Origin of the sequence: Paenibacillus dendritiformis (assembly GCF_015845845.1) — a bacterium.
Lineage (GTDB): Bacteria > Bacillota > Bacilli > Paenibacillales > Paenibacillaceae > Paenibacillus_B > Paenibacillus_B dendritiformis_C.
This window is the reverse complement of the sequence record NZ_LDIG01000073.1, coordinates 30,800-57,332: the sequence shown is the minus strand read 5'-3', so window position 1 is coordinate 57,332 and position 26,533 is coordinate 30,800. Positions and strand designations below refer to the sequence as shown.

Sequence of the window (26,533 nt, the reverse complement as noted above, 5' to 3'; positions counted from 1 at the left end):
TAATTAAACTAACATTGGACTGTAATAAGTCGACATGGGATCTCCTTCAGTTGATTCGCATCTATGCGGAAAAACCATGGGAAAATTTGATCGCTGCACTCAACCGCAAGCCGACCCGAACATCTAAGGGACGACCAAAGCGAAATGGGAGACGTCCGAAAAAGGCAACGAAGTCGATGAAACCGAAACTGATTGTGAGGTAATGACAAACGAAAAATAATTTTACATATAATGGATAACGCGCAGGGTCTATTTCCAGCTCGACTTTTTTAGACTTAGCGCGGACATTGCAGATGTAAATATATATCATATATTGATGTTAATTGAAATTAGATTATGAACTAACCGCTCGATGCAACGCTAGTGCATTCACGCAGGATTTCTTTTCACCAGCTCCGTCTGACAGCCTCATTTTACAACAGCCTCGTCTCAACCCGTCCATATTCCGCCGCTTTTCCCTCCGCCGTTTTCCTGCCTCTCTCTATATTATGTGTACATCCCGGCTTGCCCCGCATCCTTGTGCACTGCCTATGGGACAGCCTTTTGTCGGATCGAGTATCGTGTTAGGAGAGCGGCTCAATGCAAGCGGGATCATCCGTCTTCGCATTGCCTACCCGCTTGTGGACCGGGTAGGCGCGAAGCTCATCGGCCGGACAGGGCCGCAGAAGCGGCTCCAGCCGCAGCGTGTCGGTCGTGCTGCGATCGAGCCACATCGTCATCTGCTCGGGCGGCACGATCACGGGCATCCGGTCATGTATCGGAGCCATCAGCTCGTTCGGTTCGGTCGTGATGATCGTGCAGGTGCTTACCTTGCGTCCCTCGGCATCGATCCAAGTGTCGTACAGGCCGGCGAACTGGAAGAGGCCGCCATCCTGCCTTACGATCCGGATCGGCTGCTTCGTGCCGTCCGGCTCCGTTCTCCATTCGTAGAAGCCGTCCGCCGGAATGAGGCAGCGCTTGCGCTCGAACGGAAGGCGGAACGCCGGCTTGCTGCGCAGCGTCTCGGCGCGGGCGTTCACGGTCCGCCAGCCGATCTTCCCGTCCTTGGCCCAGGAGGGGATCAGGCCCCAGCGGAGCGGGCCGATTCTCAGCTTCGCCCCGTCATGGATGACAGCCGGGATGGGCTGGCCCGGAGCGATATTGAAGCGGGGCCCGTAAGAGAGCAGGGCCGCAGCCGCATCCTCCTCCAGCGCATAATAGGCGAGCAGTTCCTCCAAGCTCACCGTCAATGAATATCTCCCGCACATGCTTCTCCCCTCCCTTTTTTATGGAACGACTTCATTATACCCGATGGATGCCGGCGTCTCCAATGCCCGCGCCCGGAACGGCCGGATCTGAACCGGGCTGGTTCCCGCCGATCACGCCCGGATGGAGGACTTGCGGAGAGCCGCCACCAGATGCTCGGTATATTTCCCCAGCCTCTTGCTCATGTCGGCCCGCATATATTCCCGCGTAATGAGGAAGCTGCCCTCATGGCCGCGGCAGGTATAAGGGTACGTGATCGCCTGGCCGTCGTGCTCCCCCGGGAACAGCTGGATGTTCTTGTCCAGCATGGCGCGTCCGGCCCTGGATAAATCCCGGTCAATATGCTGCGCAAGAACCTGGGCGGCCTGGGCATACAGCGATTTCAGCGTTTCGGAGGAGTGCTCGATCTCCCGGATTTTTCGGGTCACCATCGTCTGCAAATGGGAGAGCATGACATAGCTTTTCATCAGCTCCAGCTCTTCCCGCTTCGGAGGGGAGGGCGGAGCCGTGCGAGCGGTCTGGGAAGGTTGATCGAGGCCGAGGCGGTGGTTCAACAGCGCTTCCTTATGCTGGGGAAGCATCATTCTGCTCGATTCCCACAGACCGTTTTTTTGGAGTTTTTTGCTCATTTATAATGCCCCCCGATTTTGGCTGCGCGGTCTGCCGCCTGACCGGCGGCGGTCAGGGAGGAGGCGCGGACGATCGCCGCATTGCCGTACCGTTCTTTGATGCCGTCCGTCGCTCTCTCCAATGCTCTCGCTTTTTCCTGATCCTCGAACAGGGTAAGCTGATACAGTTGATCGTCCACCAGCTTGCTTAGCATGATGCCGGCGCGGCGGACCGGCCTGCGGTTCCAAAACGTATAGAAAAGCTGCTTGGCCGCGGCAAATACTTTGTTCGTATTATTCGTCGGATCCGGCATCGTCATCTGGCGGGAGAACCCGGTCGGCGCTTCGTACGGGCTGCACATGCAGCTGACCGTGACGACCGAGCCCATATATCCTTTGCGCCGGCAATCCCGGCACACTTCCTCCGTAAGCTCGAGAAGAATCGTATCCACTTCCGATTCCGTGGCGTAGTCCCGGGGCAAGGTCATCATGTGGCCGACCGATTGCGGCGGCGTGCGGAACGTATCCGGGGAGACGGGGCTGTCATCGAGGCCGTTGGCGGTGCGCCACATCACTTCGGCATGAATGTCCGACTGCTTGCCGAAGCGGGCGCGGAATTTATCCTTGAGCTCCGGCAGCGGGGTTCTGGCGATATCTCCGATAGTCGTCATGCCCAGGCGGGCAAAATGGGCCGTCATGCGGGAGCCGACGCCGAACATTTTGTTGACCGGCTGGGGCCACAGCAGCGTCTCGATGTCGGACGGAGCCAGGGCGAAGATGCCCTCTTTGTTTTTCTTGGCCCATATATCCGTGGCCATCTTGGCCAAAATTTTATTCGAGCTGATCCCGATCCGGACCCATACTCCGGTCTGCTCGAGCACGCTGCGCTGAATCTCTTTGGCCATGGTGACAGGGTCTCCGAACAGCGTCCGGCTCCCGGTCACGTCGAGAAATTGCTCATCGACGCTGAACGTCTCGACGAGATCGGTGAATTGTTCATAGATTTGGGTAATGAGCAGCGAGACGTCGATATAATGCTGCATGCGGGGACGCATCACGATCAGGCGGGGGCACTTGTTCAGAGCTTCCCCAAGCCGTTCCGCCGTTGTTACGCCATAGCTTTTGGCGATCGGGCAAGCGGCCAGAATGATTCCCGATCGGCGCGCGGGATCCCCGGATACAACGAGCGGCATATGTTTATATTCCGGGTGCTCCGCTTTTTCCACGCTGGCATAGAAGCTTTGGCAGTCCGCCAAAAAGATAATCCGTTCCTTGCTTCCGCTCAATGTAACCACCTCAACCGATCGAATCTAAAATAAGAACATGCATTCGTGTTTATTATATACCGAACATACATTCTCTATGCAAATGAAGTTTATGGAATCGGAGGGCGGTCCGCGCCGATAAAAACAATACCGCCGGCTTGGCGGAGCTTCGTTCCGATAAGCGGCGGCATGGCCGTGACGGCTTGCCGGAGCGGATGCCGTTCCGCCCTGCGATGCGGCTTAGCTGTCGGCTGTCCCCTCCGGCTCGCCCGGGTGGCCGGAGATATGCAGATAGCGCTGCAGCAGGCTCTTCACCTCGGCCCGGATCAGGCCGCGCAGCATGTAGAAGGAGCGGTGGTACCCCCGGCACACGTACTGCACGCGCACGCCGTGCTCCAGCCGTTCCTCGGACACGATCTTAATCCCGCGGCGCCGGAACTGCTTGCGGATGCGGAACAGATCGGAGGCGGCGTCGTCCTGCGCCTGACGCAGCCCCTGGATATAAATTTCTCCCATCTTCAGCCCCGACACGGCAATGCGGCCGATATCGCGCTCGAGCACGTCGAGGACGAGGGTCTGAAGGGTATACTGCTTCACCAGCAGGGCGTCTTCCCCGTCATGAGGCGGAGGCCCGCTTGTCGCGGACAATACAGTCATACCGGGTTCCTCCTTGCGTAACGTCCATCCATGCGGCGCCCCCGATTGAAATCGCGGAGGCCCGCGGAAAGGTTGATAACCTTATTGTACGAACTTGTGTTCTGTTTTATAACTAATATAGCGAACAAACATTCTGGTTTCAATGGGTAAATGATGGTGGAAGGGGGCAAAATGGTTTACAATAAGAACAGAGGAAAAGGAAAGAGCCGGGATGGAAGAAGGAGTGAGCAGGAATGAAGATTACGCTGCATCGCGGGGAGATATTATTCCGCCAAGGCGATCCGGGCACGTATCTGTACCGGATTGTGAGCGGCTTGTTCAAAGTGACCCGGCTGCATGAGAACGGGAACATCGTGCTGTTCAATATATTGTATCCGGGCGAGATGGTGCCGCATCATTCCCTTATCTCCCCGAAGGATTGCCATGGGACGGCGACGGCCATGGTAACCGGCACGGTCGAGCGGATGGAAGCGGAGGCGTGGTATGAGGAGCTGCGGAACGATTCCGGGAAAGCGCTCGAAGTGGCCAAGCTGCTGCAGGAGAAGCTTCGCTTCATGCAGCAGCGGCTCGATCATCTGACGATCGGATCGCCCGCCGAGCGGCTGGCGCTGCTGACCAGGTGGCTGGACAGCATGACGAACAAGACCCCGCTTACCGATATGCTGACGCAAGAAGAGATCGGGCAGCTCATCGGAGTGCGGCGCGAGACGGTCAACCGTCTGCTCCGGCAGGGCGACAATTCAATGACGAAGCGATGAACGGGCAAGCCGTTCAGCAGACCCATTGCTGCTGAGCGGTTTATTTCATGTCATGGGACATTCCAGATAGCTCATATGAGTAGGAAGTGAAGTGTTATTTATCCGTTTGACAAAGGAGGTTACCGAGCATCATGGAGAACGAGCAAGCGCGTGGCTGGGCCGAGCCGGCAGCGATGCCGTCCGCATGCGGGCCGGGAGCGCATTCGCAGGAAAGGTTCTATATACCGTTCCGGGGGCCATGGGATCCTTGCCCGCCGCTGCCCTACAAGACCTATGTCGTGCCGCCGAACTTGTTCATTACGTTTCAGCCCCCGAATTTGCCGCAATTCCCGCCGCCGCAGGCGCTGCGGTGCGGAACGCTGTGGCCGGCATTATTCAGCCCTTATCGGCCGAAGGGCAGACGGGAGGAGGGAACGGCTTGAGCACACATGGCACGCACCCGTTCTGCACTCGGGAGTATTATGACAGCCTGCTGCAGCTGCAGGAAATCGATTTTGTGCTGATCGAGCTGAATCTGTATCTGGATACGCATCCCGAAGACAATCAGGCGATCCAGCAGTTCAATCACTATGTTCATGAACGGATGAAGGTGGCGAGGCATTTTCAGGAGAGGTTCGGCCCCCTGCAGGCCGGCGGCTTCTATTCGAAATGCCCTTGGTCCTGGACAGACACGCCGTGGCCGTGGCAGGTGTAACGGAAGTCTCGAGGAGGACGGGGAAGCAACGTTAGGAGGGAAGCGGCATTGTGGGTATATGAGAAGAAGTTGCAATATCCGGTTCGCGTCAGCAAATGCGATCCGCGCATGGCTAAGCTCCTGCTGGAGCAGTACGGCGGAGCCGATGGGGAGCTGGCGGCGGCGCTTCGCTATTTGAATCAGCGCTACTCGATTCCGGATAAGGTCATCGGCTTGCTTACCGATATCGGGACGGAGGAATTCGCTCATTTGGAAATGATTGCCACCATGGTATACAAGCTGACCAAGGACGCGACGCCGCAGGAATTGGAAGCGGCCGGACTCGGGGCGCATTATGTCTCCCATGACAGCGCGCTATTCTATGAAAATGCGGGCGGGGTGCCCTGGACGGCGGCCTATATTCAGGCGAAGGGCGATCCGATCGCCGACTTGTACGAGGATATCGCTGCCGAGGAGAAGGCACGGGCGACGTATCAATGGCTGATCGATCTGACGGATGATGTCGATTTGCAGGATAGTCTGAAATTTTTGCGGGAACGGGAAGTCATCCACTCGCTCCGGTTCAGGGAAGCGGTGGAGATTTTGAAGGAACGGCGGGATGCGAAGAAGATATTTTAACACGATAAGGTGAAGCCGGTGCCGCCAAGGACGCCGGCTTTTTGTTTCTCGCAAATGGACACAATAACGACAAGAGATGATGTGAAAAAAATGTTAAAATATTCAGTCCATATTGACAAGAATAAACATCTATGGGAATATTGTTTCTGCGTATGACAAAAAGTAGAAAACAGACGATATTGAAGAAAATTATATTATATTTCATATTTTTACATAATATTCAATTTAATCAGAGAGGTGGCTTGCCGGTTTGGGTGTCAAGGAACTGGAACTCGTCATTCCGCCCATTGTTGGGTATCAGTATGTGGCCTACCCCCTATGCACGGCGCTCGCCCGCGAAGAGGCGCTGCCGTGGTTCTACAGCAATTTCATTCACCTTTATTGCCATCAGGATCTGGAAGGAGAACGCGCTTCCCAATCCGTGCCGCTCACATTTTACGGCGAGGATTTCATGCGGTGTCCGTGGCTGATTACACAAAAACTGGAACGGGAATTCGTGCTTGATTCACAGCCGGGAATTGTCGAATTTTTGGTAAATAGTATCAATTCGGGTTATACGATTTCTCTCTATGTCGACGAGTTCTATATCCCCCGCCGACGCGTGTACCGCCAGATCCACTACGCCCACGATATTCTGGTCTACGGGTACGATGACGGCAAGAGGGTGTTCTTCGTGCTCGGCTATGACGAGGAGATGCAGTTCCGCAAGACGCTCGTGCCGTTTCATGAAATGGAGCAAGGTTTCCAGCATCTCGAATGGACGGACCGCTACGAAGAGCAAATCTATTTGTACAAACTCAATAGAGCGGGAAGCTACAGCCTCGATCCCGCATTCATCCAAGAATCGCTGGAACAATATCTTTCCGGCTGCGATGTCTCCCGGCCCCGCCGGGGAACGGCCGATCCGTTGGATCTGGCCTTCGGCGTCAACGTATATCCCGCATTAATCCGCAATATGCCGGCCCTGGTGCGCAAACGCGATATCAGGCCCATCCACATTTTGTGGGAGCATAAAAAAACGATGGGAATGCGAATCGATTATTTATGCGGACGCCAGCTTCTTGCACCGGCATTTACGGGGTGTTTCCGGCCGATAGAAGAGCGAGCCTTGGCTCTGCGGCATGTGCTGATGAAGTACGCCTTGACCGGGGATGATGCCATTCTGAACCAAGGAATCGACGAGATGACTTCTCTTATGGACAGCGAAAAGCAGATCCTGGAGTCCGTCGCGGAAGCGCTGGAACACCGCATTGCTCCTCAACCATCCGTACCTTAACCGATTGGAGGTTATTTCTCTGGAAGCGTCCAAGCTGTATCCGTTGACACATCCGCAAAAGCGAATCTGGTATGTGGAAAACATTTACCCGGGCACGAGCATTCACAACATCGGAGGACTTATCAAAATTTACGGCCCTGTTGATTTTCAGTTGCTTGAGGAATCCATCAATCTGTTCGTCAAGCACAACGACGCCATCCGCCTCCGGCTCGTCGAACGGGACGAGGCGGTGTGGCAGACCGTGACCGCGTATCGAAGACGAACGTTTCCGTTCATCGACTTTACGGCCCGTTCCTCGGATGCCGGTGTCGATGCCTGGGTCAGCGCGGAGTTTGCCAAGCCGCTGCCGCTGGACGGGGAATTTCTGCACGAGTTTGCGCTCGTAAAAATTAGCGAGACGGAAAGCGCATATCTGACGAAAGTCCATCATATGATTTCCGACGGATGGTCTTTTCAATTGATGACCACGCATATCAACCAAATTTATACCCAGTTAATGCAGGGACAGACGGTTGAGCTGAAAGACCGGCCCAGTTACTTAGACTACATTGAACAAGAGCAGGCCTACTTATCGTCTTCCCGCTTCGCGAAAAATAAACACTACTGGCTGAAAAAATTCGAGAACGTCCATGACGTTGCCTTGCAAGCGACGGCAAGCGGCACGGCAGGCAAACGTCAACAATTCCGAATCGGCCCGCAAACTTCAGAAGCCATTCGCTCCTTCGTACAGACGCATCGAATATCGCTGAACACCTTTTTTATCGCAACGATGCTCATTTACCTCCACAAAGCAACGCTTCAAGACCGCATCATGATAGGCACGCCTGTATTGAATCGCACCGGAGTCAAGGAAAAAAACACATTCGGCATGTTTACCAGCACGATGCCGTTCCTGGCTGACATCGAGGACGATACGTCATTCTCCACGTTCATACATAACATCAATCACGAACTCATCCAATGTTATTTCCATCAGAAATATCCTTACAACTTGCTCGTGCAGGACCTTCAGCTTCACAAACGGGGACTGGATCAATTATTTCAGGTATGCGTGAACTACTACAATACCGCATTCGATCAGAGCTTCGGCCCCGGATGGAAAATGCAGCAAATCGAAGCGCATAACGGCAATCAATTGTATCCCTTGCAGCTCATCGTCACCGAATGGTCGCCGAATGAAGGGCTGGAGCTGTATTTCGATTATAAAACAGGCGATTATACGGATTCGCACATCGAGGAGATGTACCGCCGCCTGCATTATATAGCGGATCAAGCCGTAAGCCGTCCGGAGGCCGCCATCCGCGATATGCAGCTGCTGCTGCCGGGGGAGCGCGCGGAGCTGCTGTACGCTTGCAACCGGACGGACCGTGAATATCCCGCGACCGCAACGATATTGCAGCTCTTCGAAGAACAAGTCGAACGGACGCCGGACCGCGTCGCCGTCGCCTGCGGCGGACAGTCTCTGACGTATGGCGAACTGAACGAACGGGCGAACCGGCTGGCCCGAACGCTGCTGAAGAGCGGAATCGGCCCGCATACGCCTGTGGCCGTCATGGGGCGGCACTCGCTCGCGCTCGTGGTCGGGATATGGGCGGTCATCAAGGCGGGAGCCGCGTATCTTCCGATAGACCCCGATTACCCGCAGGAACGGATCGAATATATATTGCGGGACAGCGGGGCTTCTCATCTACTGACGCACGGCAGCGAATGGGATCGCTTGTCGTATGAAGGAGCCGTTATCGACCTCGATGACGAACGGATATACGAAGCCGACGGGAGCAATCTGCCGGCCCACGGATCGGCAGACGATTTGGTCTATATCATATATACCTCGGGTTCCACGGGGAACCCGAAAGGAACGATGATCGAGCACCGCGGCTTGGTGAACTATATTTGGTGGGCAAGCAAGACGTATCTTCGCGCCTCCGACGAAGTTTTTGCCCTGTATTCTTCGATTGCATTCGATTTGACGGTGACTTCCATCTTTACGCCGTTAATCAGCGGCCATCGGATCGAGATCTATGAGGATGACGGGAACGAGTTCATTATTCATCGCATATTGCGCGACAACAAGGCGACGGTCATCAAGCTGACCCCGGCGCATCTGGCGCTGATCAAAGACGTCGATTTGAGCGCATCCGCCGTCCGGACATTCATCGTCGGCGGCGAGGATTTGAAGTGCGCGCTCGCCCGCCACATTCACGAACAGGCCTGCGGCGGAATCGACATCTACAACGAATACGGACCGACCGAGACGGTGGTCGGATGCATGATTTACAAGTTCGATCCGGAACGGGACAAGGGATCATCGGTGCCGATCGGGCAGCCGATCGACAATGTGCAAATTTATTTGCTCGATCAGAGGCTGGAGCCGGTCCCGAATGGGACGGTTGGCGAACTCTATATTTCCGGGGACGGCGTCGCCCGCGGCTACTTGCATAGACCGGAACTGACGCGGGAGCGTTTCGTGGACAACCCGTTCCTGCCCGGCAAGAAAATGTACCGGAGCGGCGACTTGGCCATGCGCCATCATCATGGCGATATCGGGTATCTGGGACGAATCGATCACCAGGTGAAAATAAAAGGGTACCGGATTGAAATGGGGGAAATCGAGCATCGACTGCTTGCTCTGGCCCCGATTGAAGATGCGGTCGTCGTGGATTGGACCGGGGAGGACGGGCAGCAGCAGCTCGTCGCTTATTTCGTTGCGGAGGGGCGAATCTCCGTTCTGGAACTGCGGATGAAGCTGGCGGAGGTGCTGCCGTCCTACATGATTCCGGCCTATTTTGTCCGGCTCGATCAACTGCCGCTTACGCCGAACGGCAAAGTCGATCGCCGGCTTTTGCCCGCTCCGGAACAGGCCCCTGAACAGAACGACGCGGAAGCATCCGGTCATATTGCGGCCTTATTGACGGATATTTTCAAGGACGTGCTGCAGGCGGAGAACATCGGAGCCCGCGACAATTTTTATCACATGGGCGGCGATTCGATCAAAGCGATCCAGATTGCGTCGCGGGTGACCGCCGCCGGGTACAGGCTAAAGGTTCAACAGATTTTGAGCTACCCGGTTATCCACGAGCTGGCGGCGCTGATCGAAATGAATCATTTTGAACCGATTGCGCAAGGCCCGTGCACAGGGGCGGTCAAGCCGCTGCCGATCACGACCTGGTTTTTCCGCCAACCATGGAGCAATCCGCACTACTATGCCCAATCTGTTCTCGTTCGCTTGAAGCAGGCGGTCACGGCGGCGCAGCTCCAAGAAGCGTTATACAGGCTAATCCAGCATCATGACGCCTTGAGGCTGCAGGTTGACGAAGCGGCCGGAAGCCTGGAATACCGGCCTGTGGAGAGGGATGACGTGGAGATTGCCTGCTGCGATCTCACCTGCCATTCGGAGGAGGAACGGTCCGCGGAGTTGAAGAAGCGCGCCGAGTCGTTCAAAGCGAGTATGCGGCTTGGACAAGGTTTGCTGTTTAAATCGCTTTTATTTGAGGAAGGCGTTCAGGGACAGCGTCTTTTGCTGACGGCGCATCATTTGGTCATCGATGGGGTATCTTGGCGTATTTTGCTGGAAGACCTCGACCGGGTGCTGCAATCGATGCTGGGCGGCCCAAGCTTGCCATTGCCGGGCAAAACGCATTCCGTCCAGGCTTGGGCGGATGCGATCGAAGCGTACAGCCGCGAGCGGGCGCTCGAACATTTGGCCTACTGGCAGTCGGTCACAGCCGAGGCGGAAGACAGCTTGCAACCCGACTTCCCCGCAGCCGACGATCGGCATGCCGCATGCGGCACGCTGGTCAGGGAACTGTCCAAGGAAGAGACGCGCAGGCTCCTGCGGGAGGCGAATGCCCCGTTCCGCACGCAGACAAGCGATCTGCTGGTCGCTTCCCTGGCCATGGCGCTTGGCGGCTTCACCGGCAAGGAGAACATCACGATCGAGCTGGAAGGGCATGGGCGCGAGGAGTTGTTCGACAACATGGACGTGTCCAGAACGGTGGGCTGGTTCACTTCGATGTATCCGGTCAACCTCCGCCTGCCTGGCACAGAGCCTGCCGGCATCATCAAGAGCGTCAAGGAACAGCTTCGCTCCATTCCGAACAAGGGGATGGACTATGGCATCTTGTCATACTTCTCCGGCCGCATCCCGGAGACGGGCCGGAGCTTGCTTCGCTTCAATTATATGGGGGAGATCGACAATCATCTGCTGAGCCCCGTGCTGGAAATGGCCGATGAGGATACGGGAAGCGACATCTGCGCGAGCAACCGGCTGTCCTGCTTGGTCGATGTCGTGGCCATCGTGATGGACAGGAAGCTCCAGGTCCGGATGTCCTACAGCACGGCCAAGTTCAAGCGGGAGTCGATGGAGGCGTTCATGGATGCTTTGATGCAGCGGCTGAGCGAAGTGATTCACCTGTGCGCGGAGACGGGGCAGTCCGACTTTACGCCATCCGACTTCGAGACGGTGAAGCTTACCCAAGACGAGCTGGACATTCTCTTCAAATCATGAGGGGGAAAAGAAACGTGATGAAGAGGCTTGCCGTTTATCTGCTTATCGCTGCGCTGCTTGTCCGTCCGGCAGCGCTCGCTGCCGAAGAGGGAGCCCCTCCCCCGCAAGGCCGGCCGGATGTAGACGCCGCCGCCATCGAGCGGTTCGTGCAGGCCGAGCTGGAGAAGGCGCAAAGTCCCGGCGCCGCGGTTGTCGTCGTGAGCGGAGATCGGGTGGTCTATGCGAACGGCTTCGGGCTCGCCGACCGGGAGGCCGGGATTCCGGCAACCAGCTCTACCTTGTTTCAATTGGGCTCGACCTCCAAAGCGTTTACCGGCTTGGCCTTGCTGGAACTGGAGCAGCAGGGAGCGCTTCGTCTCGACGACCCGGTCGCCCGCTACCTGCCGTGGCTCCAACTGAATTATGAAGGGCAGGCGGTCAAGGTGACGCTCGGCCAACTGCTGCATCATACAAGCGGGGTGCCGTTCGCCTCGATCGCGTCGATTCCGGAGGATTCGGGAGAGCAGGCATTGGAACGCACGGTGCGGGCTTTGTCGGGAACCGATCTCGATACCGTTCCGGGAAGCAAGTATCAATACGCCACCATTAATTATGACGTTCTGGGCCTGGTTATCCAGGAAGTATCGGGCATGTCCTACGAGGCTTATATGTCCGGAATGCTGCAGCGGCTGGGACTGCATGACACCATGCCGATGGCGCAGTTGAACGATCGGCAGAGGCTGGCCGCGGGCTACAAGATCGGGTTCGGTTCGCCGCGGCTGTATCAGGCTCCCGATTACAGGGGGAACACGCCTGCCGGCTACCTGGTCGCCAATGCGGACGATATCGGGCGGTGGCTGCTGCTTCAGTTGGGAGCGGCCGACATATCCGCAAGCGACCGGGCGATAATCGAACGTTCGCACCGGCCCGATACGAACGCGGGGCCCGACGAGAATGGCGCTTCCTATGCCGCGGGGTGGTTTGTGTCAGCCGACGGGAAGGAAATATCGCACCAAGGCTCCAACCCCAACTTCTCGTCCTTTATCATCTTCCGGCCGCAGGAGCGGCTTGGCGTAGGCGTGCTCGCCAATATCAATTCCGCGTACACGTTTCACATCGGCTCCGGCCTGATGAGTCTGCTGCGGGACCGGGAGCCGCCGCCTGCCCAGGCCGACTTCTACCCGCAGCTCGACCGGATCGCGATGGCGGGGCTGGCGATCATTGCCGTCAGCCTGATCGTGCCGGCGGCGGCCGCGATTCGCATCCCGCTCCAACTGCGCCGCAAGCGGTGAACCTTCGTCCCGCCGCGGGGAAGGCGGCTCTTCGTCCTCGGCGCCGCAATTCTGACGGCGGGCGCATGCTTCTGGGGAATCGGGAAGCTGCTTGACAAGATCTTTGCGGGCCTGCCGCTCGATGTGGCCGCGGTATGGTGTCCCGTCAGCGTCATCTGGTTCATCTATGCGTTCTGCTTTGCCGCAGGAATCGCGTTCCTGTTCTTTGTCGCGGTTTGGCTGTTGCCTAAGGTAAGGCGTCTGCCCCTGCCCATCCCCGCTGAGGAGGTGAAGTAAATGAAATGCAAGCTGTTTTGCCTGCCCCATGCCGGCGGCTCCGCTACCGTCTACATGCGGTGGAAACGTTACCTCCGCGACGGCATTGAGTTGCATCCCCTGGAGCCGGCCGGCCGGGGCAAAAGGCTTGTTGAGCCCCATTACGAGAGTCTGGATGAAATGATCGACGATTTATGCGGATGCCTGGAGCGGCAGTTGGACGGTTCCGACTTCGCTTTGTTCGGCCACAGCATGGGAGCGCTTGTCGCCTACGAGCTGACGCATGCCATCAAGCGGAGAATGGGGCGGGAACCCGTTCATCTTTTCGTATCGGGAACCTATCCTCCCCATGCCAAAAAGATCAACATCCTTCATTCGCTGTCCGACGACAGGCTGCGCGAGGAAATCAAGCGGTTGGGAGGAACCGAGGGAGAGCTTCTCGAGCGCGAAGATCTGCTGCGGCTGTTTTTGCCGGTGCTGCGCAGAGATTTGCAGTTGGTCGAGACGCACCGCTTTGAGGATAAGCCGGACCGGATTCACTGCGATTTGTCCGTGCTGAGCGGAAAAGAAGATAGGGCCACCGCCGGCTACGACCTGTCGGAGTGGTCGAGATACGGCAGCCGGGCTTGCCGTTTTCATGAATTCGAGGGAGGCCACTTTTTTATTAATGAACATGTCGTTCAGGTGGTGTCGCTCATCAATGATGCATTATGCAGTCCCCTATTTCAGATGTCCGCAAAAAAGGAGCCGTGAACTATGATACAAACCGTTGGAGTCGTCGGAGCAGGTGTAATGGGAAGCGATGTCGCCTTGGATCTCGCTTGCTACGGATACGAGGTGGTACTGAAAGATATCAGCGAGGACGCCGTGCGGCGGGCGAAGGAGAAGATTCGAACCGATTTTCGGCTGTTGAAAATGGTCAAGCCGCAGGCGAAGCAGCTTGCCTTGGAAGACGTGCTCGACCGGATTACGTTCACGACGAGCTATGACGGCTTCGGGCGCGTCCAGTTCGTCATCGAGAATATTACGGAAGATTGGGAACGGAAGAAGGCGGTGTACACGGAGCTGTCGGAGGCATGCGGCATTGATGCGTATTTCGCCGTCAATACGAGCTGCATTTCCATTACGAAGGTAGGCGCGCTGATGCCCAGACCGGACAAGGTCATCGGTATGCATTTCATGAACCCGGTCCCGATGAAGGAGCTCGTGGAAGTCATTCGGGGAGAGCATACCTCGGATGAGACCGTGGCTTGCGGGGAACAGTTTTTGCGATCGTTCGATAAAGTCCCCGTCGTCGTCAACGATTTTCCCGGCTTCGTGACCAACCGCGTCCTGATGCTGACGATTAACGAATGCGTATGGGCCGTCCAGGACGGGGTAGCCGAGCCGCAGGACGTCGATAAAATTTTCCGCCTCGGCTTCGGCCACAAAATGGGACCGCTTGCCACCTGCGATCTGATTGGCTTGGATACGATTCTGAACTCGCTGCTCGTGCTGTATGACAGCTACAAGGATCCGAAGTTCCGGCCTTGCCCGCTGCTCGTGAAGATGGTGGATGCCGGATATTTGGGCAAAAAATCGGGAAAAGGATTTTTCGATTACGACAAGTAGGGAGGAAAAGGCGATGGACAAGGCCACTGAAAAGGTCAAGGAAGTGAAATGCGTCGTATGGGATCTCGACCATACGATGTGGGACGGCATTTTGCTGGAGTCGGGCGAGGTCGCGCTGAAGCCGGGCATCCGGGAGATTCTGGCGGAACTGGACTCGCGGGGCATTCTGCATTCGATTGCGAGCAGGAACGATGCGGAGCACGCGATGAGCAAGCTGCGGGAATTCGGCGTTGAATCGTATTTCCTCTATCCCGAAATCAACTGGAATGCCAAGTCGGCATCGATAGAGAAAATATGCGGCAACTTGAACATCGGCAAGGACACGATTCTGTTCATTGACGATCAGCCCTTCGAACGCGACGAGGTGCAAAGCGTCCATCCGGAGGTGGCCTGCATGGATGCGGCCGACTACGGCAGGCTGCTTGAGCATCCGCGTCTCAACCCCCGCTTCATCACGGAAGACTCGAAGCGCCGCCGCGCCATGTATATCGAGGATATGCAGCGCAAACGGGAGGAAGAGGCGTTTTCCGGGCCCCAGGAAGCGTTCCTGAAATCGCTCGGCATGCGCTTCGTCATCAGCGAGGCCAGGGAGGAGGACTTGAAGCGGGCGGAGGAGCTGACCGTCCGCACCAATCAGTTGAATGCGACGGGCTATACCTACAGCTACGAGGAGCTGGACCGGATCAGACAGTCTCCGGATTATATGCTCCTGGTGTGCGAGCTCACGGATAAATACGGCTCCTACGGCAAGATCGGCCTCGCTCTCATCGAGTTGAAGGAGAACTGCTGGCATTTGAAGCTGCTGCTTATGTCCTGCCGGGTGATGTCGCGCGGCGTGGGCACCGTGATGCTGACCTATATTATGCAGCAGGCCAAAATGGAAGGGAAAACGCTGCTGGCTGACTTCAAACAAACGGATCGCAACAAGATGATGTATGTCACGTACCGGTTCGCGAATTTTGTCGAAGTTTCAAACGATGGCCAGGGGAATATTCTGTTCAAAAACGACTTGAATCAAATTCAACCGTTCCCGCCTTATATTGAGGTGAAGGTGACGGTTGCAGGGAGAAAGGGGTAAACGCGATGGAAATCAAGCAAAAAATTCGCGATTTCATTGAGAGCAATCTGGTTGTATTCGAGGATGAAGCCGTGTTCTCCGACGACGATCATATTTTTCAAATGGGCTTTGTCAATTCTTTATTCGCAATGAAGCTGCTTGGCTATATCGAGCAGGAGTTCGGGATTACGGTCGGGAACGAGGATTTGGATATCGCCAATTTCAGCACGCTCAACAATATCGTCCGGCTCATCGAAAAGCATATGCAGGAGGTATAAAGGATGAATGCTCACACATGCTCTTCTGCCGCTCAAATCGTGGAGGAGGCCAGACAGTTCGCTGCCCGGGAGATTCGGCCGCTGGCCGGAAAGATCGACGCCAACGGGGAGCTCCCCCGCAGCCTGATCGCCAAAATGGGCGAGCGCGGGTATTTGGCGGCCAGTTGGCCGGAGGAGTACGGCGGCCTGGGGCTGGATCCGGTGGCATATGGACTGCTTACGGAGCAGATCGGCAAAGCGTGCAGCAACACGAGGGCGCTGCTGACCGTGCAAACCTCGCTGCTGGGAGAGACGATGCTGAGGTTCGGGACCGAGGCGCAAAAACGGCTCTGGCTGCCGCAGATGGCGCGGGCGGAGAAGCTGGGGGCGTTTGCCCTGTCCGAGCCGCACGTGGGCTCGGATGCCAAAAGCGTGCAGACGACTTACCGGAAAGAAGGCGCGCGGTACATATTGAACGGCAGCAAGAAATGGATATCGTTTGCGGCAATCGCCGATTTTTTTGTCGTCATCGCCGCAGATTCGGCCGGACAAATCACGTCATTCCTCGTCGAGCGCGATCGCGAGGGGGTGCGCACCATCCCGATGGGCGGCATGCTTGGCAACCGCGGGGTCCATATCGCCGAGATTCACTTCGATGAAGTGGAGGTTCCGGCTGAAAACGTGCTCGGCAACGCAGGGGGAGGCTTTACCTATGTCGTCTCCACGGCTCTTGATCATGGCCGTTACAGCATCGCATGGGCGGGGGCGGCCATCGCGGCGGAAGCGCTGGAGGCGATGGTGACGTATGCGCGGTCGCGGTCGCAATTCGGCGAGAAGCTGCACCATTTCCAGTTGGTCAAAGGGATGATAGGGGATGCGGTCACCAAGGTTCATGCCGCGCGATCGCTCTGTCTCAGCGCAGGGGAAATGCGCCGCGACGGGGCGGAGGACGCCATCCACCAAACGACGATCGCCAAGTATTTTACATCGAAAGCCGCGGTGGAAGTGACGAACGACACCGTGCAAATTCATGGCGGCAACGGCTGCCGCAGCGGCTACCCGGCGGAGCGGTTGTTCCGGGAAGCCAAGGTGCTTGAGATTATCGAGGGCACGAGCCAGATTCAACAACAGGTCATTGCCCAATACGGCCTGCGGAAGTACGCGGTCAAGAAGCAGGGGGCAGTTCAAGCGGGAAGGGAGGGGTGACGGCGTGCAGGAGCCGCAAAAACTGGACAAAAGCAATGTTGAAGATATTATGGCGTTAACCCCGATGCAGTCAGGCATGCTGCTCCAATATTTGAAGGATCCGGATACGACGCAGTATGTGGAGCTGATTGAATTGGGCATCAGCGGCGACATCGACACCTCGCTGTTCGAACAATCGTGGGCATGCGTCGTTCAGGCGAACGAGGCGCTGCGTACCTTGTTCCGGTGGGAAGAGGTGAATCAGCCCGTACAAATCGTGCTGAAGCAGCACCGGCCCGTCATTCGTTACGAGAACTATTCCGAACTGGACGAGGAGGCCCGGGCGCGCCGGATCGCGGCGCGGGTCGCCGCCGACAAACAGGAGAAGTTCAGGCTGGATCGGGTGCCGTTCCGGCTGACGCTATGCAAGCAGAACGAAGGAAAGCATACGCTGCTCATCAGCTTCCATCATATTTTGTTGGACGGATGGAGCACCGGCATTCTGTTGAAGGAATGGCTGAACGCCTACCGCATGCTGGCACAAGGGATGAAGCCGGAGCTGCGGCGCAAGCCGCCGTTCAAGCAGTTCGTCGCGTCGCTGCAGCAGCAGGACAAGAAGAAGCGAGAGAGCTACTGGAGCCGGTATTTGCATGAGCTGCAGACCAAGCCGATTCCGGTGTCGCGAAGCGGGGCAAGCGCGGAAAAGGCGTCTATCGCCGTGCATACGGAAAAGCGAAGCGGGACCTATGTAGCGGACCTGCACCGGTTTGCGCGGACGGCGCAAGTGACGCAAGCGGCCCTTTTCTATACCGCCTGGGGCATTTTGCTCCAGCATTATACGAATAGCGACGACGTGTTGTTCGGGATTACCGTATCCGGGCGCAACACAAGCATTCCCGGCATGGAGGACATGGTCGGCTTGTTCATCAACACGCTGCCGCTTCGCATGAAGGCGGGTCCCGAACACGGCCTGCCCGATCTCCTGGCCGAAGTGAACCGTTCCATCCAGGCGCATGAGGACCATGCGGGGACTTCTTTGACGAACATTAAGGGATACGGCGGGATGCGGGCGGAAGGCGTCCCGTTCGATTCGCTGTTGGTGGTGGAGAACTATCCTTTGGATAAGGCGGTCACAAGCGCCGAGGGGCCGCTTGCGATTGCTTCCCACCATATCGAGGAAGAAACCGAGTTCGATCTGACGGTTCGCATCACGGCAGCCGATGAACTGGAGATGACCTTCGCTTATAACGAGCGGGCGCATCGTTCCGACACGGTGGCCAAGCTGGCTTTTCATTACCTCTACATCATCGAGCAAATCATCCAAACCTCTACCCAAGTTACGGCCTACCACGAAACGAGACTGCAAGATATCGGCATCCTTACCGCGGAGGAGCGGGAACAAATTCGGCATTTCAATCTGACAACCGCCAGCTATCCCCGTGAGAAGACCATTCACGAATTGTTCGAGGAACAGGTCCGGCTAGCGCCTGAAGGCACGGCCGTCACGGATGAACAGAGATCCTGCACCTACCGGGAGCTGAATGAACAAGCCAACCGGATTGCCCGCGCGCTGCGGGCGGATGGATTGGAACGCGGCCAGATTGTCGGATTGTTGGCGAATCGCTCCGCCGAAATGATCGCCGGCATTTTCGGGATTCTCAAAGCGGGAGGCGTCTATTTGCCGCTTGACTCTGCTCATCCTGCCGAACGAATCGCCTATATGCTGAAAGACGGGAAGGTAGGCACAGTACTGGCTTCTGCCGGTCTTGAGCCGCTTGTGCCGGAACAGACGAAGGTATGGCTGTTGAACGAAGGGCTGCTTGGCTGCGGCGAAGCAGCCGATATGCCGTCGGTGAACGGGCCGGAGCATCCGGCCTACGTGATGTACACCTCAGGATCGACCGGCACGCCCAAGGGGGTGGCGGTCGGCCACCGCAATGTCGTGCGGCTGGTCCGCAATACGAACTACGTGCAGGTGGAAGCGGGAGATTGCATGCTTCAGGCAGGGGCCATCGGCTTCGACGCCCTCACGTTCGAGGTGTTCGGGGCCCTGTTGAATGGGGCGAGCCTGCACATTGCGAACAAGCATACACTGCTTGACGGCGCCAGATTGGATGCCTTTGTGCGGTCCAGGAACATTTCGGTCGCCCTGCTGACGCCGGCGCTCTTCAACCAGCTGGCGCAGCAGCGGCCGCGGATGTTTGCCGGCCTGCGGCATCTTATTGTCGGCGGCGATGTCTTGTCGCCGAAGCACATCGAAGCCGTCCGGCAGGCCTGCCCGGGGCTGGCGATGTGGAACGCGTACGGTCCGACCGAGAATACGGTCATTTCGACCTGCTTCCGAATCGATCGCGAGTATGCCGATCATATTCCGATTGGTCCGCCGATCAGCAATTCCACGGCTTATATTGTTGACCGCCACGATAACCTGCTGCCGATAGGCGTTCCCGGCGAACTGGTCGTGGGCGGGGACGGGGTGGCGCTCGGCTATTTGAACCAGCCCGAGCTGACAGCGGAGAAATTCGTGCCGGATCCGTTCGGTCCCGGGGACGTCCTGTACCGGACGGGAGATATGGCCTGTTGGCGGGAGGACGGGAGCCTTGAATATATGGGGCGGCTCGATCAGCAGATCAAGATTCGCGGCCACCGCATCGAGATTGGTGAAATCGAGACCATGCTTCTTCGGCATCCGTCGATTCAGGAAGCGGCGGTAACGGCGCTGCGGCGGGGCGGCCATACGGAACTATGCGCGTATGTGGTCGCTTCCGGGCAGGCTCCGGAATCCGACCTCCGGGCCTATTTGGCCGCCAAATTGCCGGATTACATGATTCCGTCCCATTTCGTTGAATTGGAGCGCATTCCGCTGACGCCGAATAGGAAGCTTGACCGCAAGGCGCTGCCCGCGCCTGCGGAGCGCGCCCGTTCTGCCCGGGAAGCGGCGATGCCGCGGACAGAGCTGGAGCGGCTCATTGCCGAAGCGTGGCAGGCCGTGCTTGAGCTGGAGAGCGTAGGCATCCACGATAAATACTTTGAAATCGGAGGCAATTCCATCAATCTGATTCAGCTCCAGAGCAAGCTGCAAAGGCAGTTGAAGCGTGAAGTGCCTATCGTCACGCTGTTCCAATACCCGACCGTGCATGAGTTGGCGGCCCATTTGGCGGGGGAAGCGTACGGCGGGGCGAGGGGCCGGGCCAACGATCAGGCAGCGGCCAGCCGTGAGGGCGGGCCGCAGTCCCGACGTTCCCGACCGATCGCCGGTTCGGCAGGGCCAGGGAATGAAGGCAGCCGCGACATCGCGGTCATCGGGATGGCCGGCAGATTTCCCGGCGCGCGCAGCATCGCCGAATTCTGGAGCAACCTGGAGCAGGGACAGGAGTCGATCTCGTTCTTTACGGATGACGAGCTGGCCGAGTACGGCTTTGACCGCGCTCTTTTGAAGCGGCCGGAATTCGTCAAGGCGAAAGGCGTGCTCGATGAAATGGATCGCTTCGATCCTGCCTTCTTCGGCTACACTCCCGATCAGGCCGCCATTATGGATCCGCAGGTCCGGCTGCTGCATGAATGCGCTTGGCATGCCCTGGAGGACGCGGGATGCGATCCGGAACGCTTCGGCGGGTCGATCGGCCTGTTTGCCGGCGTGACGAACAACTTCCATTGGTTGTCGCAGCTGTCCGATCGGCTGCACGGGAACTTGTCGGACATGTTCGAGGTGGATTCGCTGAACGATACCTATACGGTCAGCACTCGCATTTCCCACAAGCTGAATTTGAAAGGGCCCGCGATCAGCTTGCAAACGGCTTGCTCCACCTCGCTGGTGGCCGTTCATGTGGCGTGCCAGTCCATCCTCAGCGGCGATTGCGATCTGGCCCTGGCCGGCGGCGCGTCCATCGTGCTTCCTCATAAATCGGGATACCTCTATCAGGAAGGCATGGTCAAGTCGCCGGATGGACACTGCCGCACCTTCGACGCCAAGGCGAAAGGCACGATAGGGGGAGACGGCGTCGGCTTCGTCGCGCTCAAGCCGCTGGAGGCCGCGAAGAAGGACGGAGACCGGATCTATGCGGTCATCAAAGGATCGGCCATCAACAATGACGGCAGCCGCAAGGTCGGTTATACGGCGCCGAGCGTGGAGGGCCAGAGGGACGTCATTAAGAGAGCGCTGGCAGCGGCGCAAGTTCCGGCGGACAGCATCACGTACGTGGAGGCGCACGGATCGGGAACGTCGCTGGGCGATCCGATCGAGATCGAAGCGCTGACGAAGGCGTTCCAGTCGGATAGAACCGGCTTTTGCCGCATCGGCTCCGTCAAAACGAACATCGGCCATCTGGACGCCGCGGCGGGCGTGGCCGGCTTGATGAAGACGGCATTGGCGCTTCATCATAAGCGGATTCCGCCCAGCCTTCATTTTGAGACGCCGAATCCGAACATCGATTTCGCCAATAGCCCGTTCGTCGTGAATACGGCGCTCTCCGAATGGCGGAACGAGGCGGGGCCGCTGCGGGCCGGGGTGAGCTCCTTCGGCATCGGCGGGACGAATGCCCACGTCATTCTGGAGGAGGCTCCCGCGCGCGAAGCGTCAGGGGCGGCCCGGCCGAGCCAACTGCTGGCGCTGTCGGCCCATACGCCGGCTGCGCTGGATGCGATGACGGCCAATCTGGGCGCCTATCTTCAGGAGCATCGCGAGCTCAGCCTCGCGGATGTCGCGTACACGCTGCAGCGCGGACGCCGGCATTTCAAGTATCGGCGCATCCTGTCCTGCGGCACGGTCGAGGAAGCGATTGAGGCGTTGACGCCGGCTGAAGGCGGCAACAGCTTCGATGAACGGAAAGTCATCACCTTCGCGGCGGAGGACGGGCGCAGTTCAATCGTGTTCATGTTCTCCGGGCAAGGCTCGCAATACGTCAATATGGGAGCGGACTTGTACCGGCACGAGCCGGTGTTCCGCGCGGAGATGGATCGCTGCTTCCGTCTGTACCGCGACATTGCCGGCCGCGAGATGAAGGACGTCTTGTACCCGTCCGCGGACGCGGAAGCGGCAGCCCTTCAATTGAATCAGACGAAGCATATTCAACCGGTCATGTTCATGTTTGAATATGCGCTGGCGCGGCTTGTCATGGCGTGGGGAGTGAAGCCGGAAGCGATGATCGGCTACAGCTTCGGCGAATTTACGGCCGCCTGCCTCGCGGATGTCCTGTCTCTCGAAGATGCGATGCGGCTCATCATCTTGCGCGGGGAGCTGATGCAGCAGGCGCCGGCGGGGGCGATGCTCAGCGTGCCGCTGCCCGAGCGGGAGTTGAGGCTCCGTCTGAACGGCACCTTGTCGCTGGCCGTCGTGAACGGACCGTCGTGCATTGTGTCGGGCTCGGAGGAAGATATCGCCGCGTTCGAGCGCAGCATGAAGGCGGAGAAAATCATGTGCATGAGATTGCCGGTGGCGACGGCAGGGCATTCATCGCTGCTGCACGCGGTGAAGGAACCGTTCGCCGCCGCCGTGCGCCAAGTGCGATTGCGCCCCCCTTCCATACCGTATGTCTCCACGACCACGGGCACGTGGATCACCGCGGAGGAAGCGGCTGACCCGGATTATTGGATTCGGCACATGACGGATACGGTCCGCTTTGCCGACGGCATGGCGCTGCTGGTTCAAGAACCGCGCAGGCTGTTCGTCGAGATCGGACCCGGCCAGGATTTAACGCTGCTCGCGCGCCGGCACCTCGGCGGCGGCCGCGAACAACAGGCTCTCAACCTGGTTCGCCCAGCGCAGCGCGGCGGATCGGACAGCGCCTTGCTGGTCAACCGGATCGGCAGGCTGTGGCTGCACGGCCAGTCCATCGATTGGCAAGCGTTCCACGGAGATGCCCGCGCCATTGTCTCCTTGCCGTCCTATCCGTTCGCCCGGGAGCGCTATTGGCCTCAAGCTTCCGGGGGCGGGGGCGCGCTGGCGGCGCCGGGAACGGGCCAGGGCAAGGGCCGCCCATCAAGCGGAAAAATGGGCAAACAGGCCGACATGTCCGACTGGTTCTATGTGCCGACGTGGAAAAAGGCGCCTGCCGCTCCCGCAAGCTTGAAGGGAGACACTGCCGGCATTTGGCTTGTCTTCGCCGACGGCGCGGGATTGGCTGCGGACATCGCCAAGCATCTCTCCGAACGTGGAGCCTATGTCGTCACGGTACGGGCAGGAGAGCGGTTTGAGCAAGAAGGAGCGATGCAGTATACGCTCCACCCGCGGAACGAGGGGCATTACGCGAAGCTGTTCTCCGAGCTTCAAGCACACGGGCGGCTGCCGAACCGGATACTGCATGCCTGGGGCGTATCCGGCCCATCCGGTTCGGACCTGACAACGATACGGGCTGCGCAGGATCTCGGGTTCTACAGCGTGCTGTATACGGCCAAAGCGTTGAAGCGGCAGCAGGTCCGGGAAGAAATGCGCATGTGGGTGTTCACCGACAGCGTGCATGCCATCGCGGGCGAGCCTGTCCTGCATCCGGAGAAGGCGACGGTGCTCGGCCCGTGCCGGGTCATTCCGCAGGAGCTTCCGCACATGCAGTGCCGCAGCATCGACATCGTCTTGCCGGAAGCGGGGAGCTGGCAGCGGGAAAGGCTGATCGGCCGCCTGCTGGACGAATTCGGCGTTGTCGGAACCGAATTGGCGATAGCCTATCGCGACAACGCGCGGTGGGTGCTCGACTATGAGCCGTTCAAAATAAGCGAGCCCGAAGCACAGACGCCGGGGCTGCGTCCAGGCGGCGTCTATTTGATTACGGGCGGGCTAGGATACATGGGCCATACGCTTGGCGGTTATCTCGCCGGAAGCGTACAGGCGAAGCTGGCGCTCACCAGCCGCTCCCCGTTCCCGCCTCGCGAGGAGTGGGATGCATGGGTGTCTGCCCATGGGAAGGAAGAGGCCGTCAGCGTCCAGATTGGCAAGCTGCGCCAGCTCGAAGCCCAGGGGGCGGAAGTGCTCGTGCTGTCCGCGGACGCCGCCGATCAAGAACAAATGGAGACGGCCATCCGGCAAGCCGAGGCGGCGTTCGGCCCGTTGAACGGGGTGATTCACGCGGCCGGGATGACGGGAGACGCTGCCTTCCGCATGCTTGAGGAGACGGACGAGCCGTTATGCGAGCAGCATTTCCGGGCGAAAATGTATGGCCTGCTCGTTCTGGAGCGGGTGCTGGCAGGCAAAGATCTGGATTTCTGCCTGCTCGCGTCGTCATTGTCTCCGATGCTCGGCGGCTTGGGCTTTTCCGCCTACGCGGCGGCGAACCATTTCATGGATGCCTTTGTGCATGATCGCAACCGCCGCCAGCCGGTGCCGTGGACGAGCGTCAACTGGGACGGCTGGCAGCTGGAGGCGGATCAGACGATTCGCGGGCAAGCGGGCGCTTCGATATCCGAGCTGCTCATTGCCCCCGCCGAGGGAGTCGAGCTGCTGCGGCGCTTGCTGCCGGTGCGGGACATGAGCCAGATCGTCATCTCGACCGGCGATCTGGGCGCGCGGATCGACAAGTGGGTAAGACGGGAGGGGCAGCAGGAGGAGCCGGAAGCATTCCCGCAAGGAGACGGCTCCTATTACTCCCGGCCGGCGCTGTCCGGCGAATATGCGGCTCCTGCCACGGAGACGGAGCGGAAGCTGTGCGCAATGTGGGAGCAGTTTTTCCGCATCGACCGGATCGGCGTGCAGGACGACTTTTTCGAACTGGGCGGCGACTCGCTCAAAGCGATTACGGTCGTCTCCGCGATTCACAAAGAGCTGAGCGTCGAGATTGGCCTGCCCGTTTTTTTCAATATGCCGACGATTCAGCAGTTGTCCGCTTATATCGACGGGGCGGAACGGAGCGCTTATCACGACATCGAGCCGGCCGAGGCGAAGGACTATTACGAGCTGTCCTCGGCGCAGAAGCGTCTCTATTTGATTCAGCAGATGGAACAGGGGCATACGGGGTACAACGAAATCGTCGCGGGCGTCCTGGAGGGGCGGCTCGACCGGGCGCGCCTGGAAGCGGCGCTGCGGCAGATGGTGGAGCGGCATGAAAGCTTGCGCACATCGTTCGAGCTCGTGAACGGCAAGCCGATGCAGAAAATCAACGAAGCCGTCGCGATCGAACTGGAATACGAGGACTACAGCGCCGCCGTCACGCCGCTTGACGGCGAGGAGGACGCGGATGAGCGGATTCGCGCCGCGGTGGCGGCATTCGTGCGCCCCTTTGACTTGACCCGGGCGCCGCTGATGCGGGCCGGACTGATCAAGCTCGGGGAGGACCGGCATGTGTTGATGGTGGATATGCACCACATCGTCTCCGATGGCTTGTCGCAGGACATTTTCGTCAACGACTTTCTGGCTCTGTATGCCGGGCGCGAATTGCCCGAGCTTCCGCTGCAATACAAAGATTTTTCCGAATGGCAAAACCGGATGATGGACACGGACGAGATGAAACGGCAGGGGGCGTTCTGGCTGGAGCGGCTGAAGGACGCTCCGCGGATGTCCTTGCGCACGGACTATCCTCGTCCGGACACGAGAAGCTTCGCCGGCAGCCTCGTTCCGTTCGAGCTGGATGCAGAGCGGACCCAAGCCTTGAAGTCGCTCTGCCTGAGGGAAGACGTGACGTTGTTCATGGCCCTGCTCGCCATCTTCAACCTGCTGCTGGCCAAAGTGTGCGGACAGGATGACATCGTGGTCGGGACCCCGGTTGTCGGCCGCAAGCAGCAAGCACTGCAGCTTATTATCGGCAAGTTCGTCAACATGCTTCCGCTCCGGAACCGGCTTCAAGAAGAGATGAGCTTCACCGCTTTGCTTCAAGCCGTGCGCTCGACGACACTGGACGCCTTCGCTCATCAGAATTTCCAATTCGAGGAAATGGTGCGGCAGGCGGGAAGGGAACGCGAACTGGGGCGCAATCCGATTTTCGATGTCGTGTTCGCCTTGCAGAACATGCAGAATCCGGAGATGAGCATTCCCGGCTTGATGCTGAAGCCATTCCCGTTCGTTCACGACGCTTCCCATTTCGACCTGTCGCTCATCGCGGAAGAGGACGGAGACCGGTTGGCGTTCAAATTCGAATACAGCACCCGCTTGTTTCAGCGCGACACGATCGAGTGCTTTGCCGCATACCTGCAGGATATCGTGTCTGACGTGCTGGCCCATCCGGACAAGAAGGTCAGGGAGATTGAGATTGCGCATCATCTGGCCGAGCCGGAGGCGGTATTTCTCGCCGGCGCCCAGGGGGAATTCGGCCTATGAGCGGTTTTCGCGGAACTAAGGGAGGTATGGC

General features: G+C 58.3%; 17 protein-coding genes. 13 read left to right on the top strand and 4 right to left on the bottom strand.

From position 1 onward, the window contains the following. Nucleotides 1-563: 563 nt before the first annotated feature. The 4 genes from ABD76_RS04425 to ABD76_RS04410 all read right to left on the bottom strand — a co-directional run bounded on the left by ABD76_RS04425 (nucleotide 564) and on the right by ABD76_RS04410 (nucleotide 3,775). Nucleotides 564-1,247, bottom strand: a complete 684-nt coding sequence (locus ABD76_RS04425; RefSeq protein ID WP_197254572.1) for an SOS response-associated peptidase — start codon at nucleotides 1,245-1,247, stop codon at nucleotides 564-566. A 111-nt stretch (nucleotides 1,248-1,358) separates the two neighbouring features. Continuing rightward, nucleotides 1,359-1,874, bottom strand: coding sequence for a YhjD family protein (locus tag ABD76_RS04420; RefSeq protein WP_197254570.1), 516 nt, complete (start codon nucleotides 1,872-1,874; stop codon nucleotides 1,359-1,361). After that, entirely contained in the window at nucleotides 1,871-3,139 is a 1,269-nt protein-coding gene (locus ABD76_RS04415; protein WP_197254568.1) for a DNA polymerase IV, read from the bottom strand. The genes ABD76_RS04420 and ABD76_RS04415 overlap by 4 nt, the downstream gene beginning before the upstream one ends. A 219-nt stretch (nucleotides 3,140-3,358) precedes the next feature. After that, the gene (locus ABD76_RS04410; protein ID WP_197254566.1) at nucleotides 3,359-3,775 is read right to left on the bottom strand and encodes a YhjD family protein; all 417 of its coding nucleotides are present in this window, start codon (nucleotides 3,773-3,775) and stop codon (nucleotides 3,359-3,361) included. 233 nt (nucleotides 3,776-4,008) lie between these two features. On the opposite strand from ABD76_RS04410, the gene ABD76_RS04405 reads away from it, so the two are divergent. From ABD76_RS04405 to ABD76_RS04345, 13 genes are all read left to right on the top strand, one after another. Further along, nucleotides 4,009-4,533 carry a Crp/Fnr family transcriptional regulator gene (locus ABD76_RS04405; protein WP_197254564.1) on the top strand — a complete coding sequence of 175 codons (525 nt, stop codon included), beginning with the start codon at nucleotides 4,009-4,011 and terminating at the stop codon, nucleotides 4,531-4,533. A 173-nt stretch (nucleotides 4,534-4,706) separates the two neighbouring features. Then, complete coding sequence (locus ABD76_RS04400) at nucleotides 4,707-4,955, top strand: spore coat associated protein CotJA (RefSeq protein WP_119791426.1); 249 nt, start codon at nucleotides 4,707-4,709, stop codon at nucleotides 4,953-4,955. Beyond that, nucleotides 4,952-5,227: a spore coat protein CotJB gene (locus tag ABD76_RS04395; RefSeq protein WP_197254562.1), complete on the top strand. Its 276-nt coding sequence runs from the start codon at nucleotides 4,952-4,954 to the stop codon at nucleotides 5,225-5,227. Before ABD76_RS04400 ends, ABD76_RS04395 begins: the two co-directional genes overlap by 4 nt. Nucleotides 5,228-5,275: 48 nt before the next feature. Next, nucleotides 5,276-5,845: a manganese catalase family protein gene (locus tag ABD76_RS04390; RefSeq protein ID WP_197254560.1), complete on the top strand. Its 570-nt coding sequence runs from the start codon at nucleotides 5,276-5,278 to the stop codon at nucleotides 5,843-5,845. Between the two features lie 250 nt (nucleotides 5,846-6,095). Continuing rightward, complete coding sequence (locus tag ABD76_RS04385) at nucleotides 6,096-7,121, top strand: cysteine peptidase family C39 domain-containing protein (RefSeq protein WP_197254558.1); 1,026 nt, start codon at nucleotides 6,096-6,098, stop codon at nucleotides 7,119-7,121. Then, on the top strand, nucleotides 7,096-11,628 hold the full coding sequence (locus ABD76_RS04380; RefSeq protein ID WP_242069355.1) for a non-ribosomal peptide synthetase: 4,533 nt from the start codon (nucleotides 7,096-7,098) through the stop codon (nucleotides 11,626-11,628). Before ABD76_RS04385 ends, ABD76_RS04380 begins: the two co-directional genes overlap by 26 nt. Nucleotides 11,629-11,645: 17 nt before the next feature. Continuing rightward, nucleotides 11,646-12,899: a serine hydrolase domain-containing protein gene (locus ABD76_RS04375; RefSeq protein ID WP_242069356.1), complete on the top strand. Its 1,254-nt coding sequence runs from the start codon at nucleotides 11,646-11,648 to the stop codon at nucleotides 12,897-12,899. A 276-nt stretch (nucleotides 12,900-13,175) separates the two neighbouring features. After that, nucleotides 13,176-13,907, top strand: a complete 732-nt coding sequence (locus ABD76_RS04370; protein ID WP_197254556.1) for a thioesterase II family protein — start codon at nucleotides 13,176-13,178, stop codon at nucleotides 13,905-13,907. Between the two features lie 3 nt (nucleotides 13,908-13,910). Beyond that, entirely contained in the window at nucleotides 13,911-14,765 is an 855-nt protein-coding gene (locus ABD76_RS04365; protein ID WP_197254553.1) for a 3-hydroxyacyl-CoA dehydrogenase family protein, read from the top strand. 13 nt (nucleotides 14,766-14,778) lie between these two features. Further along, complete coding sequence (locus ABD76_RS04360) at nucleotides 14,779-15,843, top strand: HAD-IIIC family phosphatase (protein ID WP_197254551.1); 1,065 nt, start codon at nucleotides 14,779-14,781, stop codon at nucleotides 15,841-15,843. 5 nt (nucleotides 15,844-15,848) lie between these two features. Further along, the gene (locus tag ABD76_RS04355; RefSeq protein WP_006675303.1) at nucleotides 15,849-16,100 is read left to right on the top strand and encodes an acyl carrier protein; all 252 of its coding nucleotides are present in this window, start codon (nucleotides 15,849-15,851) and stop codon (nucleotides 16,098-16,100) included. A gap of 3 nt (nucleotides 16,101-16,103) precedes the next feature. After that, nucleotides 16,104-17,285 carry an acyl-CoA dehydrogenase family protein gene (locus ABD76_RS04350; protein ID WP_197254549.1) on the top strand — a complete coding sequence of 394 codons (1,182 nt, stop codon included), beginning with the start codon at nucleotides 16,104-16,106 and terminating at the stop codon, nucleotides 17,283-17,285. Between the two features lie 4 nt (nucleotides 17,286-17,289). After that, nucleotides 17,290-26,502 (top strand): non-ribosomal peptide synthetase/type I polyketide synthase, encoded by a 9,213-nt coding sequence (locus ABD76_RS04345; RefSeq protein ID WP_197254546.1) that lies wholly within the window; start codon nucleotides 17,290-17,292, stop codon nucleotides 26,500-26,502. The last annotated feature ends 31 nt before the right edge of the window (nucleotides 26,503-26,533 follow it).